This is a genomic window from Aequorivita vitellina (genome assembly GCF_022008365.1).
In the GTDB taxonomy this organism is placed as follows: Bacteria; Bacteroidota; Bacteroidia; order Flavobacteriales; family Flavobacteriaceae; genus Aequorivita; species Aequorivita vitellina.
In genome coordinates this window covers 84,078-99,576 of sequence record NZ_JAIRBA010000007.1, presented here as the reverse complement: position 1 = coordinate 99,576, position 15,499 = coordinate 84,078, and the positions used below count along the sequence as shown (strand labels likewise).

Below are 15,499 nucleotides of genomic sequence, written 5' to 3'. Positions count from 1 at the left end.
ATAATAATAACTAATTTTTTAATGCGCGTTTTAATTCAAAGAGTAAAAAAAGCATCCGTTAGTATTGAAGGCGAAATCTTTTCCGAAATTAAGCAAGGCTTGCTCATTTTATTAGGAATTGAAGCCGAAGATACTCAAGAAGATATAAACTGGTTGACAGGAAAAATTGCGCGTTTACGGATTTTTTCAAATGAAAACGATGCTATGAATCTCTCAGTTCAAGACATAAACGGCGACTGTTTGGTAGTTAGTCAATTTACACTTCACGCAAATACCAAAAAAGGAAACCGACCTTCATTTATTAATGCCGCAAAACCAGAAATCGCCATTCCACGCTATGAGGAATTTGTGCTTCAACTTGAAAGTCAAACAAATAGCAAAGTTAAAACAGGGAGTTTTGGCGCTATGATGGATGTTGCTTTAATCAATGATGGGCCGGTAACAATTTGGATGGATTCAAAAAGAAGAGAATAATCTCTTTAACTTTTTTTTAACCTTTCGAAAATTTTATATATTGCCAAACAATATGACGATTTCGTGAAATACCCTTTTCTATTTTTCAAATTTGATCAATAGATATAGCTTGGTTATTTCATCTTCCTATTCCTCATAATTTTATTACAGATGAAAAAGATTTTTTGCTTTGCGTTGTTACTATGCTCAGCGCATATTTACGCGCAGCAAGAATATTCAATAGCTTCTATTCCAAAGGAACTTATGGAATATTCCAATAGTGTATTGCTGGATGAATTGGTTGAAATAGACGTAACCAATATTGCTAAAAAGACAAAGAAAACCCACCGGGTAATTGCCGTGCTAAACAAACTTGGCGATGGCGATTCACGGCTCTATGCATTTTACGATGAAAACTCGAAAGTGAAAAATATTGAAGCCAAAATTTACAATGCCTTTGGAAAAGAAATAGCGCATTTTAAAAAGAAGGACTTTATGGATGTAAGCCGTACGGGAAGCAGCATTTATAGCGATGACCGCATGTTAGGCATAAACTACACCCCAACAACATATCCGTATATTGTGGTTTTTAACAAGGAAACCGAAACTGGCGATACTGCATTTTTAAGCCCATGGACTCCTTTAAATGGCTATGCCGAAAGTACAAAGAAAAGTGTTGTAAAGATTAAATTTAATCCCCTAAACAAGCCAAAATACAAACCTCAAAACCTTGAAGGTTATAATATTTCAATTACAGAAAATCCAGACGAATTAATTTTTTCGGCGTCCGATCTACAAACAATTCGCTACGAAGAACACAGCCTTTCGTCCAGTAAAATATTCCCAATTGTATATGTGGCCCTCAATAACTTTAAGTTAAAAGGTACGGCTGGATCAGGTAAAGATTGGCAACAATTTGGAACGTGGATGAATAAAAGCTTGCTCTCTGATGTAAACGATCTTCCAGCGGGAACGTTGGCTCAAGTTAAAAGTCTAGTTGCCAATGAAACTACTAACGAAGGAAAGGCGCGGAAAATTTATCAATATGTGCAGGATAAAGTTCGCTATATCAGTATTCAAATAGGAATTGGTGGATGGAAGCCCATGCTCGCTTCTGAAGTTGATAAACTAAGCTATGGCGATTGCAAAGCATTGACAAATTATACAAAAGCCTTGTTAGACGCAGTCGGCGTTCCGTCTTACTACACCGTTGTTTACGGCGATTCAATGGAATGGGACATAATGGAAGATTTTGCCTCGATACAGGGAAATCACGTTATTTTAGGAATTCCAGAAAACGATGAAATAACGTGGTTAGAATGTACCAGCCAAGAAACGCCCTACGGTTATATTGGCAATTTTACAGACGATCGCGATGTACTTATAATTACGCCCTATGGGGGGAAAATTGTGCATACTACCATTTATAAAACCGAAGAGAACACGCAAACAAATAGTGCAAAAGCTACCATAACTGCAGATGGTAATGTAACGGCTTCATTTAAAAGTGTTTCCGAAGGGCTTCAATACGACAAGAAATACATGCTTCCCAAGGAAAAACAGGAAGATTTAGATGAACACTATAAAAAGAAGTGGGGCTATATTAACGGCTTTTCAATTGCCGATATAAAGTTGATTAATAATAGGGAAGACGTGGTTTTCACTGAAGAATTAACGCTCAATATTCCCAATTATGCAAATCCGGTAGGCAACGATTTTCTTTTTAGCGCTAATATTTTTAACCAAAACCAGTACATTCCGCCGCGAATAGACAATAGAAAACAAAATCTTTATATAGGAAATGGATACATACACGAAGACACTGTAGAAATAACCCTGCCCGAAAACTTTCAGCCCGATGGACTTCCCGACGAAACCATTCTAGAAACTAAGTTTGGAAAGTACCAAATGAGTTTCAGCGAAACCGCTGATAATAAATTGATTTATAGCCGAAAAATGCTAATAAACAAAGGAGAATATCCCCCTTCTGAATATAATAATTACCGTGCTTTTCTTCGTTCCATTGCGCGTTTAGACAAAACAAAAATATTACTAAAACAAAATGTTCAATAAATATATAATACCTATGAAATCTCGTTTCCTCGCAATAATTGCAATTTTTTGCTTTCTGAACACCTCTATTGCCCAAAATTATAAATTCGGAAAAGTTTCGAAAGATGAAATACTGCAAAAAGAACACCCTACAGATCCAACGGCAAACGCCGCCATTTTATATAGAGAAATTCACACAGAATTTCAATATACAAATAGCGACGGTTTTTATATGGTTACCGATGTTTTTGAACGTGTGAAAATTTATAATAAAGAGGGCTTTGATTGGGCCTCAAAAGAAGTGGATCTTTACCAAGGTAGTTCCAGCTCTAAAGATGAAATTATAGGCCTAAAAGCATACACCTATTATTTAGATGGCAACAATAAAATTGAAGATGTAAAATTGAAGAACGACGGTGTTTTTGAAGAAAAAACCACCAAGTATATTCACAAAGTTAAATTTACAATGCCAGACGTTCGCGAGGGCTGTGTTATTGAATATAAATACAGTATTAAATCTCCGTTTATCAGCAATATTGATGAATTTCGTTTGCAGGAAACCATTCCGGTTGAAAATATAGAAATACGTTTTGCATCCCCAGAATATTTTATCTTTAAAACACACCAAAAAGGTTGGGTGCCTTACCAGGTTAAAAAAAACAGTAGAGACCGAACGATTGCTTTGGCGAACGCCCGTTCAGAATACGATAGGTACGGCAATATGACGAGTAAAGGCGGTGCCAGAGATTTAAAGTTTAAAGAAGATATTTATACAATTAACTTAACCAATGTGCCAGCAATGAAAGAGGAGTCGTATGCTGGAAATATTGATAATTATTCCACCGGACTTAAATTTGAATTGAGTTATGTAGATTTTCCGGGTAGCTCAATAAAAACTTATTCAACCACTTGGGAGGATGTTTCAAAAGGAATTTACAAAGTAGATTCATTTGGAAACGAATTGGAAAAAGATAATTACTTTGAAGACGATTTAAATAACCTAATAGGTGGCGTTAGCAGTGCAGAAGAGAAGGTGGCCAAAATCTTTTCTTTCGTATTAAAAAAGATGACATGGAACCGTTATACAGGTTATTATACTAACGAAGGTGTAAAGGAAGCTTATAAAAAGGGTTCGGGTAACGTGGCCGATATAAACTTGATGTTAATTGCAATGTTGCGCAAAGCCAATATTAATGCCAATCCAGTTCTGGTTAGTACAAAAGACAACGGCATGCCACTCTTCCCAACACGCAATGGGTTTAATTACGTTATTGCCGCAGTTGAATTTCCGCAAGGCACTTTGCTGCTAGATGCAACTAACAAAGATGCCGAAATTGGCGTTTTACGACCAAGTATAATGAACTGGCAAGGGCGTTTAATTTTAAAAGATGGATCTTCTAGTTGGGTTCCTTTAAGTCCACAAATTCACGCGGTTAAAAGTGCTATGGTTAATGTAGATATAAATTCAGACTTGTCTATTACCGGAGCTACCAAAAGCAGATTTACGGGTAATTACGCGCTAAAGTATAGAACAAAATATAAAAGTTTAAACGCCGATGCAACGCGCAAAGCACTGGAAAAAGATGCAAACCAGGCTGAACTTTCTGAAGTAAAATTTGAAAACTTAAGTACCTTGGGCGAGCCCGTCGCTTTAGAATATGATTTTGAAACCTTTGGCTCAGTAGAAGACGTAGCCGGAAAATTATACTTTTCTCCATTAGTTTTTATGGCAACAACAGAAAGTCCGTTTAAGCCCGAAACCCGTCTGTATCCTATAGATTTTGGTTATCCAATGAAGGATCGTTACATTGTAAACATATCTTTGCCCGAAGGTTATAAAGTAGAATCACTACCAGAAAATGCTATGTTTAATCTTGGGACAGATGTGGGTAGTTATCGTTACTTAATCTCGCAAGTGGGTAATAAAATTCAGCTTTCTGTGGAATTTTCAATCAATAAATCTTATATCGCAGCCGAGGAATATGGCAATCTTAAAAAATTCTTTGAACTTTTAATTGCGAAGGAAAACGAAAAAGTTGTACTTTCAAAAGCATAATGGATATAAAAAACGCACAAAAAGCAGTAGATATTTGGATAAAGGAACACGGTGTTCGTTACTTTAATGAGTTAACCAATATGGCGCAACTCACCGAAGAAGTGGGCGAAGTGGCACGTATCATTGCCCGTCGTTACGGCGAACAGAGCGAAAAGGAAAGCGACAAAAATAAAGATTTGGGCGAAGAGCTTGCAGATGTTATTTTTGTAGTGCTTTGTCTTGCCAATCAAACGGGAGTTGATCTTGAAGATGCTTTTCAGAAAAAATTAGATTTGAAAACCAAACGCGATCACGACAGGCACCACAGCAACAAAAAATTAAAATAGTATGTTTAAAAGAGTGCTAAATACAAAAGGTTTTTGGAAATCGGTTTTTTCTCTTGCCTTGGCTTTTGGTCTTATTTTTACAATTATTAAGTGGGCCATTGAAGGTTTTGATTTGGCTTTTTTCACCGATAGAAATCCGCTTTGGTTTTTTCTAACGCTTATTGTTGCTGCCTTCGTTTATGGGTTTCTTGTTACTTTCGGAAAATTTAGGGCGAAGCTCAAAGAAAACGATGCTAGGCAATGAAAGCCAAACTTAAACGCGGAAAATTTCCTTTAGAAAATATGAAAATCAATATTGGCGGCTCAAAAAGCGAGTCCAACCGACTGTTGATTTTACAAGCGCAGTTTCCAAATATTATAATTAAAAACCTTTCAGATAGTGATGATACCAACGTCCTTCAAAAAGGATTAAAAGCTACGGAAGGCACCGTAGATATTCATCACGCAGGAACGGCGATGCGCTTTTTAACGGCGTATTTTTCAGCAAAACAAAATGCCGAAATAACCCTCACCGGAAGCCAACGCATGCAGGAACGACCTATTGGCATTTTAGTGGATGCTCTAAAAAGTTTGGGCGCAGCGATTGAATACCCTAAAAACGACGGTTTTCCCCCCATAAAAATTAAAGGCAAAAAGCTTCTAAAAAAAGAAGTTGCAATTAAAGCCAACGTTAGCAGCCAATATATTTCTGCCTTAATGCTGGTGGCACCAATGCTTCCCAACGGTTTGAAAATTTATTTGGAAGGGAACACCACCTCGGTGCCTTATATTGAAATGACGCTTTCACTTTTAAAAAGCATCGGTGTAAAAGGAAGCTATAGTGAAAATGTGATTTCTATTTCCTCCACTAAAAATATTGAAAATAAAACAATTACTGTAGAATCTGATTGGAGTTCGGCTTCGTATTTTTACAGTTTAGTGGCACTTTCGGAAGAAAAATGTGGCATAACACTCAGTAGTTTTTCTGAAGATAGTTTGCAGGGCGACGCTGCATTGGTTCAAATTTATGATGCTTTGGGCGTGCGAACAGTTTTTAATATTTCAGAAAATACAATAATCCTTTCAAAAAGGAATGTTGAACTTCCAGATTCGCTTATGCTCAACCTTTCAAATACGCCAGATTTGGCGCAGACTATTGCAGTAACGTGTTTTGGTTTAGGCATCGGGTGCAAACTCACGGGACTTCATACGTTGAAAATTAAGGAAACAGACCGGCTTTTAGCATTAAAAAATGAATTGGAAAAATTAGGCGCAACACTTCAAATTGACAATAATTCGTTGACGCTGGAAAAAGCGTTTCAAATAAACCCAAACGTGCTCATAAAAACCTATCAAGACCACAGAATGGCGATGGCATTTGCGCCGCTATCGGTAAAAACAGCGCTGGAAATAAATCATGCAGAAGTAGTTTCAAAATCATATCCCAGCTTTTGGAAGGATTTAAAAATATTGGGAATTGAGTGTTTTTTGAGTGATTCTTCAAATTAATCGAGTAATAAATCATCCGCTATTGCGCTACAGCACTCGCTTGCAAATAATAAACCGTCATTTACTTGACAACGCCTGTGTTGAGGTTGTATATTTGCAGCCTTTTAAAATATAAAGACACGACGTATTATGGGAATGAAACTTTCGAATTTTGGCTTTACGCTTCCAGACGAATTATTAGCTGAGTATCCAGCACCAAACCGTGACGAATCACGATTGATGGTGTTAAACCGAAAAACTAAGACAATTGAACACAAAATGTTCAAGGATCTTATTGATTATTTTGAGGAAGACGATGTGCTAGTAACCAATAACACCAAGGTGTTTCCGGCGCGTTTATTCGGAAATAAGGAAAAAACTGGCGCTCGAATTGAAGTTTTTCTTTTAAGAGAATTAAATCCGGAAACCCGTCTTTGGGATGTTTTGGTGGATCCTGCGCGAAAAATTAGAATTGGAAACAAATTATATTTTGGTGAAGACGAAACACTAGTGGCAGAAGTTATAGATAATACAACTTCACGTGGAAGAACACTTCGTTTTCTTTTTGATGGATCGTATGATGAATTCCGCAATAAATTGACAGAACTGGGCGAAACACCACTTCCAAAATATATAAAGAGAGAAGTTGAGCCGGAAGATGCAGAACGTTATCAAACTATTTTTGCTAAAAACGAAGGAGCTGTAGCGGCACCAACTGCCGGCTTGCATTTTTCTAAACACCTTTTAAAGCGACTTGAAATTAAAGGCGTAAACATGGCCGAAGTTACATTGCACGTGGGCTTGGGTACCTTCAGTTCGGTAGAGGTTGAAGATCTTTCGAAACACAAAATGGATTCGGAAGAAATGGAAATTGACCAAAAAGCTGTAGATGTTATTAATGCAGGAATTAACAGAAAAAAGCGTGTTTGTGCTGTTGGAACTACCGCCATGCGAGCTTTAGAAAGTTCAGTCTCTACAAACCATACTTTAAACCCCTATAAAGGTTGGACTAATAAATTTATTTTTCCTCCTTACGATTTTAGTATTGCAAATGCTATGATTAGTAATTTCCATACGCCAAAATCTACATTGTTAATGATGGTTTCGGCATTCGCGGGGCACGATTTTATAAAAGAAGCTTACGCAGAAGCTATTAAGGAGAAATACAAGTTTTACAGCTATGGCGATGCCATGTTAATTATCTAAATTCTCTCAAATCTAAACTTTTAAATCCCGATGCAAATCGGGATTTTTTAATTTATACCTTCCGTATGCTTATTATAAATAATGCATATTAGATTAGAATGAAAATATAACGTAAGTTTTTAATTATTCTGAAAGTACTTATTTGTCGAGCTATTTCTTCATTTTTATCGGTATTCTGTTACACATTTTATTCAATTACAGCCGAGGGCGTTATTTATTTATAAGCAATTGGTTTTCAAATGTCAAAATAAAAATATACCTTAGTGTTTCTTTACTAAAAACCAACCGCAGATTTGATGAAAAAAATTACACTTTTCTTCATTTTATGTTTCTATGTTCTCATTGCCTTTTCGCAAGGTAGCGGGGGTCCATTGCCAGAAAGTTGGGATCTAAATTTAGGGGAACAACCCGACGTAATTCGTCTTCCGCCTTTAGATTTGGAGATAATAGCGCAGCAAGATAGCCTCAATGATTTAGACAAAAGTATGCCTTGGCGCTACGGTGTTGAAATACCTTTAAACTTAAATATGGAGCACGGTGGCCTGTGGACAGCATTACCCAATGGAGGGAAAATATGGCGGGCTACAATTCAATCGTACGGTGCGCTCAACCTAAGTATAAATTTTAACGATTTTTATTTGCCTCTGGGTTCAAGACTTCAACTATATAATCAGGACAGAACTGATGTTACTCGAACGTATAACAATTCGCAAAATAGAATTAATGGACAATTAGGTACGTGGTTTGTAAAGGGCGATATAATTTGGATAGAGTACTATCAACCACCATATACGCAAGATAGACCACGACTTCAAATAAATAGTGTTATTCACGGATACAGAATGGGGAGTGTAATTGCGCTGCTCGACGGGGTTCGTGGAATAAACGATTCTGGAGAATGTAATTACGATGTAAATTGTCCGGTTGGTGCCGATTTTGACTCCAAAAAAGATTTGGTTAAAAAGGCCGTTGCTCTCTTAAATTTAGGAAATGGCTATTTATGTTCTGCCGCATTGGTAAATAATACACGGAATGATAAAACCCCGTATCTTTTAACAGCGAACCACTGTTTAGATACCAGTGATCCCGCTCTGTGGTCTATTCGGTTTAATTGGGTAAGCCCCACGCCAGTCTGCGGCACGGGTGAAGACAGTGGAGATTTGCAAACAAATTTTACTATTAGTGGAGCCGAATTGAAAGCAAACAATACCAAAAGTGATTTCGCCTTGGTTGAACTTTTTGAAAAAATTCCCGAATCTTGGGATGTTGCTTTTGCGGGTTGGGACAATTCAGATACAAATCCGTTGTTCGAGGTCGGAATTCATCATCCCAACGGAGATATTATGAAAATATGCAGAGATAATTCTGGCGCTACAAAGGTTGATGCCAACGGCACTCAAGTTTGGTTAATTGGCGGTGGCTCACACGGAAGTGGCAACGGGTGGGAGATAGGCACTACCGAAAGTGGTTCGTCTGGATCGCCTCTATTTAATGAAAATGGCCACATAATTGGGCAATTGTATGCAGGTCAATCTGCGTGCAATGGTTTAGAAAACAATAATGAATACGATATTTACGGCAGGTTTGGCGTTTCTTGGAATACCGGAAACACCCCCCAATCTCGCTTAATGGAATGGTTAGATCCAATAAATACAGGTCAAACTACAGTGGAGACCCTCCAAAATCTTTTGAATATTCCAGATTTTGAAGAAATTGGCGAAATAAAAATCTACCCCAATCCAGCAAGTACTGCCATTACGGTAATGAATAATAGATATCCTCATTTATCATTTCAGTTTTTAAATGTAATGGGGCAGCGCCTCCACTTTGGCTCTTTGTCTAATACTATGAATACCATAAATGTTACCAACCTTACCGATGGCGTCTATTTTCTATATTTATTAGATGAAGACAGCAAGAACTCTGTCACTAAAAAAATAGTTATCAAAAAATAATTCCCTAATTCTATTTAAAACGAGATGCCTCTATTCTGAAAAGGAAAGGGGCTTTTTACTTTTAAATACAGTAATTTTGCAACATGATTTCAGAAAAAAAAGATATACGGGCACTTTCAAAAGATGAACTTCGAAGTTTTTTCGAAAGTATAGGCGATAAAGCATTTCGTGGAACACAGGTTTACGATTGGTTGTGGAACAAAGGAATTCACAGTTTTGACGATATGACCAATCTTTCAAAAGAAACCCGTGCGCATTTGAGTGAAAACTTTGTCATTAATCATATAAAGGTAGATCATATTCAAAAAAGTAATGACGGCACTATTAAAAACGCCGTAAAACTTCACGACGATTTGGTGGTTGAATCGGTTTTAATTCCTACCAAAAGTAGAACTACGGCGTGCGTTTCTTCGCAAGTTGGGTGTAGTTTAGACTGTAGATTTTGCGCCACCGCAAAATTGAAAAGAATGCGGAATTTAAACCCCGATGAAATTTACGATCAAGTAGTGGCAATAGACAAAGAAAGTCGCTTATATCACAACAAACCGCTTTCAAACATTGTTTTTATGGGAATGGGCGAACCGCTCATGAATTACAAAAACGTCTTAGAGTCTATTGAAAAAATAACTTCGGAAGAAGGATTGGGAATGTCTCCAAAACGAATCACGGTTTCTACTTCGGGCGTGCCAAAAATGATAAAGAAATTAGCAGACGATGAGGTGAAATTTCATCTCGCCGTGTCGTTGCATTCCGCAATTCAAGAAACGAGGGAACAGATTATGCCTTTTGCAAAAGCGTTTACTTTAACAGATCTTCGCGACGCTTTGGAATATTGGTACAGTAAAACCAACCGTAAAATTACGTACGAATACATTGTTTGGAAAGATATAAACGATAAATGGGCAGATATTGAAGCACTTGTTACCTTTTGTAAATACGTGCCTTGTAAAGTTAATATAATTGAGTACAATCCTATTGATGACGGCCAATTTCAGCAAGCGTCTTCTTCAATAATTGAAGATTATATTCAGGCGTTGGAACACAATAGAATTCCTGTAACAGTACGAAGAAGCAGGGGGAAAGATATTGATGCGGCCTGCGGGCAATTAGCAAATAAACAATAAAAAAAGAGCGGCCAAAAGCCGCTCTTTTCAATTCAAACTAAATTGTAAATTAGTTCTTTACAATTCTGAAAGTTTTACTTGCTCCATCAATAGAAACAGTAGCAATGTAAACACCAGACTGAAGTCCAGAAATAGTTACAGTTTCGTTAGTGTTAGCTAGTTTTTGAGAAACTACCTCTTGACCTAACATATTGTAAATAGCAACTTTTTCCATAGAAGTAGTAGCAGAAAGGTTTAATTGACCGTTTGCAACAAAGTATTTAAAACCTTGGAAAACTTGATCGTTAACACCTAATACATCAGCAGTAACTTTAAAATCATCAACTTGGAAGCCGAATTGGTCAGAAGCTACGTGTTGGATAGCGATGTAAACATCTTGTCCAGCGTAAAAATCAAGATCTACAGTGAATTCTTCCCAGTCAATTGCTTGAGGAACTAAACCTGTTTCAAGTGGTGAAAAGTTGTTCGGATCTGTATCTACTGTAGAGATTAAAATGTTAAAAGTTTCGGTAGAGTAAGTTGCGTCAGCAGCTTTTGCCCAGAAAGAAAGCATGTTTCCAGATGTTCCTAATGTCATTTGAGGTGAAATTAGCCAATCGTCGTTTGCATTAGTTGATCCGTCTGGTACAGCAGCAAAAGAAGTCATAGCCTTAACCCCACTTTTAGCAGTCCAATCAGAATCTGCAGTTGGGTCTAAAGGTGGATTTGTTGTAGTTGAATTGAATACAATAAAAGCACCAGTATACCCAGAATTATCAAAAGTAACACCTGAAAAACCATAAGTTGGTAAAAGATCAAGATCAACTAAAGTCCAATCTCCAACGTCTGCAATGATAAAGTCATCGTAAGCTTCAAAATCGTCTTCAAAAATAGTAGTTTGCGCATTCATTGCAAAGCCAGCAAATAATGCTGCTAATAATGTAATTTTTTTCATTTTAATAATAATTAAGGAGTTAATAATAATTTCTCCAAAAATAGGGCTTGTTCCTTTGTTATCGGGTGTTTCGAGAGATTTTAACGCGCTTTTTAAAATTCGCATTTTGCAAATGCTTTTCGGTGTTTACTTTTTTTTTATTAACAAGCTTTTTCAATTTTTACAAATTAAAAGTTGCTTTTATTGCGTTTTCAATTTTAATCTACAAATACCATATTAAAAGGTTTTGTTAAATCAATCACTTTTACTTGCATTCTCGCTTAAAACCGTCGTCCATTTTTAACTATCTTTGAACTTTTATGAAGATAGTTTCACGCATAAAACTTCCCATTGAAAAGGAGATGGAGCTTTTTGAAAAAAAGTTCTCAGCCTCTATGTCTTCTAAAGTTTCTCTTCTAAACAGAATTACACATTATGTGGTAAACCGAAAAGGAAAACAAATGCGCCCTATGTTTGTTTTTCTCATTGCAAAAATGACCAATAATGGCCAAGTAAACGAACGTACCTATCGCGGTGCTTCGGTCATTGAGCTTATACATACAGCAACTTTAGTGCACGACGATGTTGTGGACGACAGCGACCGCCGCCGTGGATTTTTCTCCTTAAATGCACTTTGGAAAAACAAAATTGCCGTGCTCGTTGGCGATTATTTACTTTCAAAAGGGCTGTTGCTTTCCATAGATAATGACGATTTTGATTTGCTGAAAATTATCTCCGTCGCCGTTCGCGAAATGAGCGAGGGCGAATTGTTGCAAATTGAAAAAGCCCGAAAATTAGATATTACCGAAGATGTTTATTTCGAAATAATTCGTCAAAAAACGGCCACACTAATTGCAGCTTGTTGCGCAATGGGCGCACGCTCGGTAATGGCATCGGATGAAGAAGTTGAAAACATGCGCAAGTTTGGCGAACTCATCGGCACCGCTTTTCAGATAAAAGACGACCTTTTTGATTACGGGAATGACCACATTGGCAAACCCACGGGCATTGATATTAAGGAGCAAAAAATGACGCTTCCCTTAATTTACGCTTTGAACAACGCAACTTCCGAAGAAAATAAATGGCTTATTAATTCGGTTAAAAACCATAACAAAGACAAACAGCGCGTAAAGGAAGTCATCGCTTTTGTAAAAGAAAACGGTGGTTTAGATTATGCCGTAACAAAAATGAAGGAATACCAGCAGGAAGCACTTCGGCTTTTAGAAACGTATCCCGCTTCACCCTACAAAGAATCGCTGGAGCTTATGGTAAATTACGTTATTGATAGGAAAAAGTAACAATTTTAAGTTATAGCTTACAGGCGCAGTGTACAGTAGTAAAATGAAAACTGCCACCGCAAACCGAAAAACTTTTTTTCCTTAGGCAACCATTCTTCAGAAACCTGCGTCTATTAAAATAGAAGCCTATAAAAGCGAAGCGTATTTTGAAAATAATACCCTTACATAAAAATTATTCTAAGTTAATTGGCAAAGCGTCCAAAGGCGACCGGCGCGCACAGCAACAATTGTTTGAAATGTTTGCGCCTAAAATGATGGGGGTTTGCAGACAGTATTTAAAGAACAACGATTTGGCCGAGGAAGTAATGCTCACCGGATTTTTTAAAGTGTTTACGTATTTAAAAGATTTTAAAAACGAAGGCAGTTTTGAAGGTTGGATTAGAAGAATAATGGTCAACGAAAGTATTTCGCAGCTTCGGAAGGACAAAAAATTGCAATTTATTTCTGAAACAGAAATTGAAAATTCAGCAACGCATTCCACTTATATTGAAACCGAACTGGAAACGGCAGAAATTCAAAAAATGATAGATGGCTTGCCAGACGGTTACAAAACGGTTTTTGTGCTTTACGCGGTTGAAGGCTACAAGCACGGCGAAATAGCAGAACTGTTGCAGATAAGTGAAAACACTTCAAAAACACAACTTTTTAAAGCACGCAAAATGCTTCAAAATATGGTAAAACAACAAAATAATCTAAGTTATGGCACCTTATAAACTAGAAGACAACATTCGCGAAAAACTAGAAGCGAGGGAGCTAAAACCTTCCGCCGATGCTTGGAGCAAACTAGAAGCAAAATTAGATGCCCAGCAGCCCAAAAAGAAACCGCTGCTTTGGTATTACGTCGCAGCGAGCTTTATTGGAATCTTGCTCTTGGCTTCAGTTTTCTTTAATAGAAATGATTTTGAAGGAAATAATCAAATAGTGAATGAAAATTTTGAACAGCCTACAATTGAAAAAAAATCTGAAATACTTCAAAATAAAACTGAAGCTGAAAAAATTGCTTCCGATCTGCCCGCTAATTCGGATGAAGAATTCAGTTCAGAAAAAGTTGATGCCAAAACTTCTAAAAAGGAAACTGACGAAAAGGTGAAAAAGAATTCAAATAGCGTAAAACCACTTCCGCAGAAAAAATCTGAAATAGACAAACTGATTAAAAAAAGTAAAACGGTTGCCGAAGTTTCAAAAAACAAAAAGTCAGAAAAAATAGAAAGCTCAATTTCAGAAGACGAAAAAAACTTCAACCTTAAAGTAGATGAAGTAGTTGCTTCAGTAAAAAAACTACAAGAAGACAATACAGATGTAACCGCAGCCGAAGTGGAGGCACTGCTAAAAAACGCGCAGCGCGAAATTCAATCGCAGCGCATAATGAATAGCCAAAAAGTAGATGCCACCGCATTGTTGCAGGACGTTGAGTGGGAGCTCGATAAAAGTTTTCGCGACAAAGTTTTTGACGCCTTGGGCGAAGGTTTTCAAAAAGTACGCACCGCCGTTTCGGAGCGAAATGATTAACTAAGATTCAATTAAAACATTCATCAATAATTCATCAATAATCAAAAAATCGAACAGTTATGAAATCATTAATCACGATTACCGGTGCGCTTACAATATGGCTACTTGCCAGTGTTTATGCACAAGCACAAGAAACAACGACCAAAACCCAAACAGCTGTTGAACAACTTAGCGCGTTGAAGGAAAAAATAATTCAAGAGGAAAAAGACGCGCTAAAAGTAGAAGTTGAAAGAATAAACTCGCTGTTGAACAGCGATGGCGTTACAGAGGCAGAAGGCGAATTATTAAAACAAAAAGCCGCAGAAAAGCACGCTCTAAATATTGAAAATCGTTTGGCGATAATTGATAATAAAATTGCGCTGCTAAAACGAAACGATAATGGTGAAAATTACGAAGACGAACCGGGAATGATTATACGTATTGGCACCAGCGATAGTGAAAACGACAATGTGCTATACATTGGCCCCAAAAACAAGAAACGCAAATACGACCGTCGCACCACCTCCGATCTAGTGTTCGCTTTCGGTTTGAACAACGCGATTACAGAAGGTGAATCTTTGCAGGACTCAGACTTTAAGGTTGCCGGTAGCCGTTTTGCCGAACTTGGTTGGGCGTGGAAAACCCGCGTTTTTGATAACTCCAATTGGTTGCGAATAAAGTACGGAGTTTCCTTTCAATTCAACGGATTGAAACCTACCGATAATCGATTTTTTGTAGATACGGGCGAGGAGACTGAGCTTGAAACCTATCCGTTAAACTTAAATAAATCGAAATTTAGAATGGATAATTTAGTGGTGCCAGTTCATTTTGAATTTGGTCCATCAAAGAAAATTGAGCACGATGATTATTTCAGATATTCTACAAAAAATCAACTTACCGTTGGGTTTGGGGGGTATGTAGGTATTAATTTAAGCACACGCCAAAAGTTGAAATTTGAAGAAGACGGAAAAGATCAAAAATTAAAACTGAAGGGAGATTACAACACAAACAATTTTATTTACGGACTCAGCGGTTATATAGGCTGGCAGGGCGTTGCGGTGTATGCCAAATACGATCTTAACACAATATTCAAAAACAATCCTATTGCCCAGCATAACGTATCGCTCGGTTTACGTTTTGATGTAGATTAGCCACAACCCC

The 15,499-nt window shown here is 37.3% G+C and carries 14 protein-coding genes; 13 read left to right on the top strand and 1 reads right to left on the bottom strand.

Going from position 1 to position 15,499, the window contains the following annotated elements; genetic code table 11:
• The first annotated feature begins 21 nt into the window (after positions 1–21).
• From dtd to rlmN, 9 genes are all read left to right on the top strand, one after another.
• The gene (gene dtd / locus K8089_RS05650; RefSeq protein WP_237602312.1) at positions 22–474 is read left to right on the top strand and encodes a D-aminoacyl-tRNA deacylase; all 453 of its coding nucleotides are present in this window, start codon (positions 22–24) and stop codon (positions 472–474) included.
• Positions 475–624: 150 nt separating this feature from the next.
• On the top strand, positions 625–2,526 hold the full coding sequence (locus K8089_RS05645; RefSeq protein WP_237602311.1) for a DUF3857 domain-containing protein: 1,902 nt from the start codon (positions 625–627) through the stop codon (positions 2,524–2,526).
• A gap of 13 nt (positions 2,527–2,539) precedes the next feature.
• A complete protein-coding gene (locus K8089_RS05640) occupies positions 2,540–4,561 on the top strand; it encodes a transglutaminase domain-containing protein (protein ID WP_237602310.1) in 2,022 nt (673 codons plus the stop codon).
• Positions 4,561–4,887: a nucleotide pyrophosphohydrolase gene (locus tag K8089_RS05635; RefSeq protein WP_237602309.1), complete on the top strand. Its 327-nt coding sequence runs from the start codon at positions 4,561–4,563 to the stop codon at positions 4,885–4,887. The genes K8089_RS05640 and K8089_RS05635 overlap by 1 nt, the downstream gene beginning before the upstream one ends.
• A gap of 1 nt (position 4,888) precedes the next feature.
• Complete coding sequence (locus tag K8089_RS05630; RefSeq protein WP_237602308.1) at positions 4,889–5,131, top strand: hypothetical protein; 243 nt, start codon at positions 4,889–4,891, stop codon at positions 5,129–5,131.
• Complete coding sequence (locus tag K8089_RS05625) at positions 5,128–6,375, top strand: 3-phosphoshikimate 1-carboxyvinyltransferase (protein WP_237602307.1); 1,248 nt, start codon at positions 5,128–5,130, stop codon at positions 6,373–6,375. The genes K8089_RS05630 and K8089_RS05625 overlap by 4 nt, the downstream gene beginning before the upstream one ends.
• Before the next feature lie 135 nt (positions 6,376–6,510).
• Entirely contained in the window at positions 6,511–7,560 is a 1,050-nt protein-coding gene (gene queA / locus K8089_RS05620; RefSeq protein ID WP_237602330.1) for a tRNA preQ1(34) S-adenosylmethionine ribosyltransferase-isomerase QueA, read from the top strand.
• Between the two features lie 296 nt (positions 7,561–7,856).
• Entirely contained in the window at positions 7,857–9,515 is a 1,659-nt protein-coding gene (locus K8089_RS05615; RefSeq protein ID WP_237602306.1) for a T9SS type A sorting domain-containing protein, read from the top strand.
• An 83-nt stretch (positions 9,516–9,598) separates the two neighbouring features.
• Positions 9,599–10,639 (top strand): 23S rRNA (adenine(2503)-C(2))-methyltransferase RlmN, encoded by a 1,041-nt coding sequence (rlmN, locus tag K8089_RS05610; RefSeq protein ID WP_237602305.1) that lies wholly within the window; start codon positions 9,599–9,601, stop codon positions 10,637–10,639.
• 49 nt (positions 10,640–10,688) lie between these two features.
• Here the strand turns inward: rlmN and K8089_RS05605 are convergent, their stop codons facing one another.
• Positions 10,689–11,678: a T9SS-dependent choice-of-anchor J family protein gene (locus tag K8089_RS05605; protein WP_237602304.1), complete on the bottom strand. Its 990-nt coding sequence runs from the start codon at positions 11,676–11,678 to the stop codon at positions 10,689–10,691.
• A 194-nt stretch (positions 11,679–11,872) separates the two neighbouring features.
• On the opposite strand from K8089_RS05605, the gene K8089_RS05600 reads away from it, so the two are divergent.
• From K8089_RS05600 to K8089_RS05585, 4 genes are all read left to right on the top strand, one after another.
• Complete coding sequence (locus K8089_RS05600; RefSeq protein ID WP_237602303.1) at positions 11,873–12,850, top strand: polyprenyl synthetase family protein; 978 nt, start codon at positions 11,873–11,875, stop codon at positions 12,848–12,850.
• 146 nt (positions 12,851–12,996) lie between these two features.
• Positions 12,997–13,563, top strand: a complete 567-nt coding sequence (locus K8089_RS05595) for an RNA polymerase sigma factor (protein WP_237602302.1) — start codon at positions 12,997–12,999, stop codon at positions 13,561–13,563.
• Complete coding sequence (locus K8089_RS05590; RefSeq protein ID WP_237602301.1) at positions 13,550–14,359, top strand: hypothetical protein; 810 nt, start codon at positions 13,550–13,552, stop codon at positions 14,357–14,359. The genes K8089_RS05595 and K8089_RS05590 overlap by 14 nt, the downstream gene beginning before the upstream one ends.
• A 59-nt stretch (positions 14,360–14,418) precedes the next feature.
• The gene (locus tag K8089_RS05585; protein ID WP_237602300.1) at positions 14,419–15,489 is read left to right on the top strand and encodes a porin family protein; all 1,071 of its coding nucleotides are present in this window, start codon (positions 14,419–14,421) and stop codon (positions 15,487–15,489) included.
• The last annotated feature ends 10 nt before the right edge of the window (positions 15,490–15,499 follow it).

Excerpts from the sequence above, each read along its gene's own strand:
- queA (WP_237602330.1), top strand. The coding sequence starts at position 6,511 with ATGAAACTTTCGAATTTTGGCTTTACGCTTCCAGACGAATTATTAGCT.
- K8089_RS05630 (WP_237602308.1), top strand. The coding sequence starts at position 4,889 with ATGTTTAAAAGAGTGCTAAATACAAAAGGTTTTTGGAAATCGGTTTTT.
- K8089_RS05635 (WP_237602309.1), top strand. The coding sequence starts at position 4,561 with ATGGATATAAAAAACGCACAAAAAGCAGTAGATATTTGGATAAAGGAA.
- K8089_RS05600 (WP_237602303.1), top strand. The coding sequence starts at position 11,873 with ATGAAGATAGTTTCACGCATAAAACTTCCCATTGAAAAGGAGATGGAG.
- K8089_RS05645 (WP_237602311.1), top strand. The coding sequence starts at position 625 with ATGAAAAAGATTTTTTGCTTTGCGTTGTTACTATGCTCAGCGCATATT.
- dtd (WP_237602312.1), top strand. The coding sequence starts at position 22 with ATGCGCGTTTTAATTCAAAGAGTAAAAAAAGCATCCGTTAGTATTGAA.
- K8089_RS05640 (WP_237602310.1), top strand. The coding sequence starts at position 2,540 with ATGAAATCTCGTTTCCTCGCAATAATTGCAATTTTTTGCTTTCTGAAC.
- K8089_RS05605 (WP_237602304.1), bottom strand. The coding sequence starts at position 11,678 with ATGCGAATTTTAAAAAGCGCGTTAAAATCTCTCGAAACACCCGATAAC.
- K8089_RS05615 (WP_237602306.1), top strand. The coding sequence starts at position 7,857 with ATGAAAAAAATTACACTTTTCTTCATTTTATGTTTCTATGTTCTCATT.
- rlmN (WP_237602305.1), top strand. The coding sequence starts at position 9,599 with ATGATTTCAGAAAAAAAAGATATACGGGCACTTTCAAAAGATGAACTT.
- K8089_RS05585 (WP_237602300.1), top strand. The coding sequence starts at position 14,419 with ATGAAATCATTAATCACGATTACCGGTGCGCTTACAATATGGCTACTT.
- K8089_RS05625 (WP_237602307.1), top strand. The coding sequence starts at position 5,128 with ATGAAAGCCAAACTTAAACGCGGAAAATTTCCTTTAGAAAATATGAAA.
- K8089_RS05590 (WP_237602301.1), top strand. The coding sequence starts at position 13,550 with ATGGCACCTTATAAACTAGAAGACAACATTCGCGAAAAACTAGAAGCG.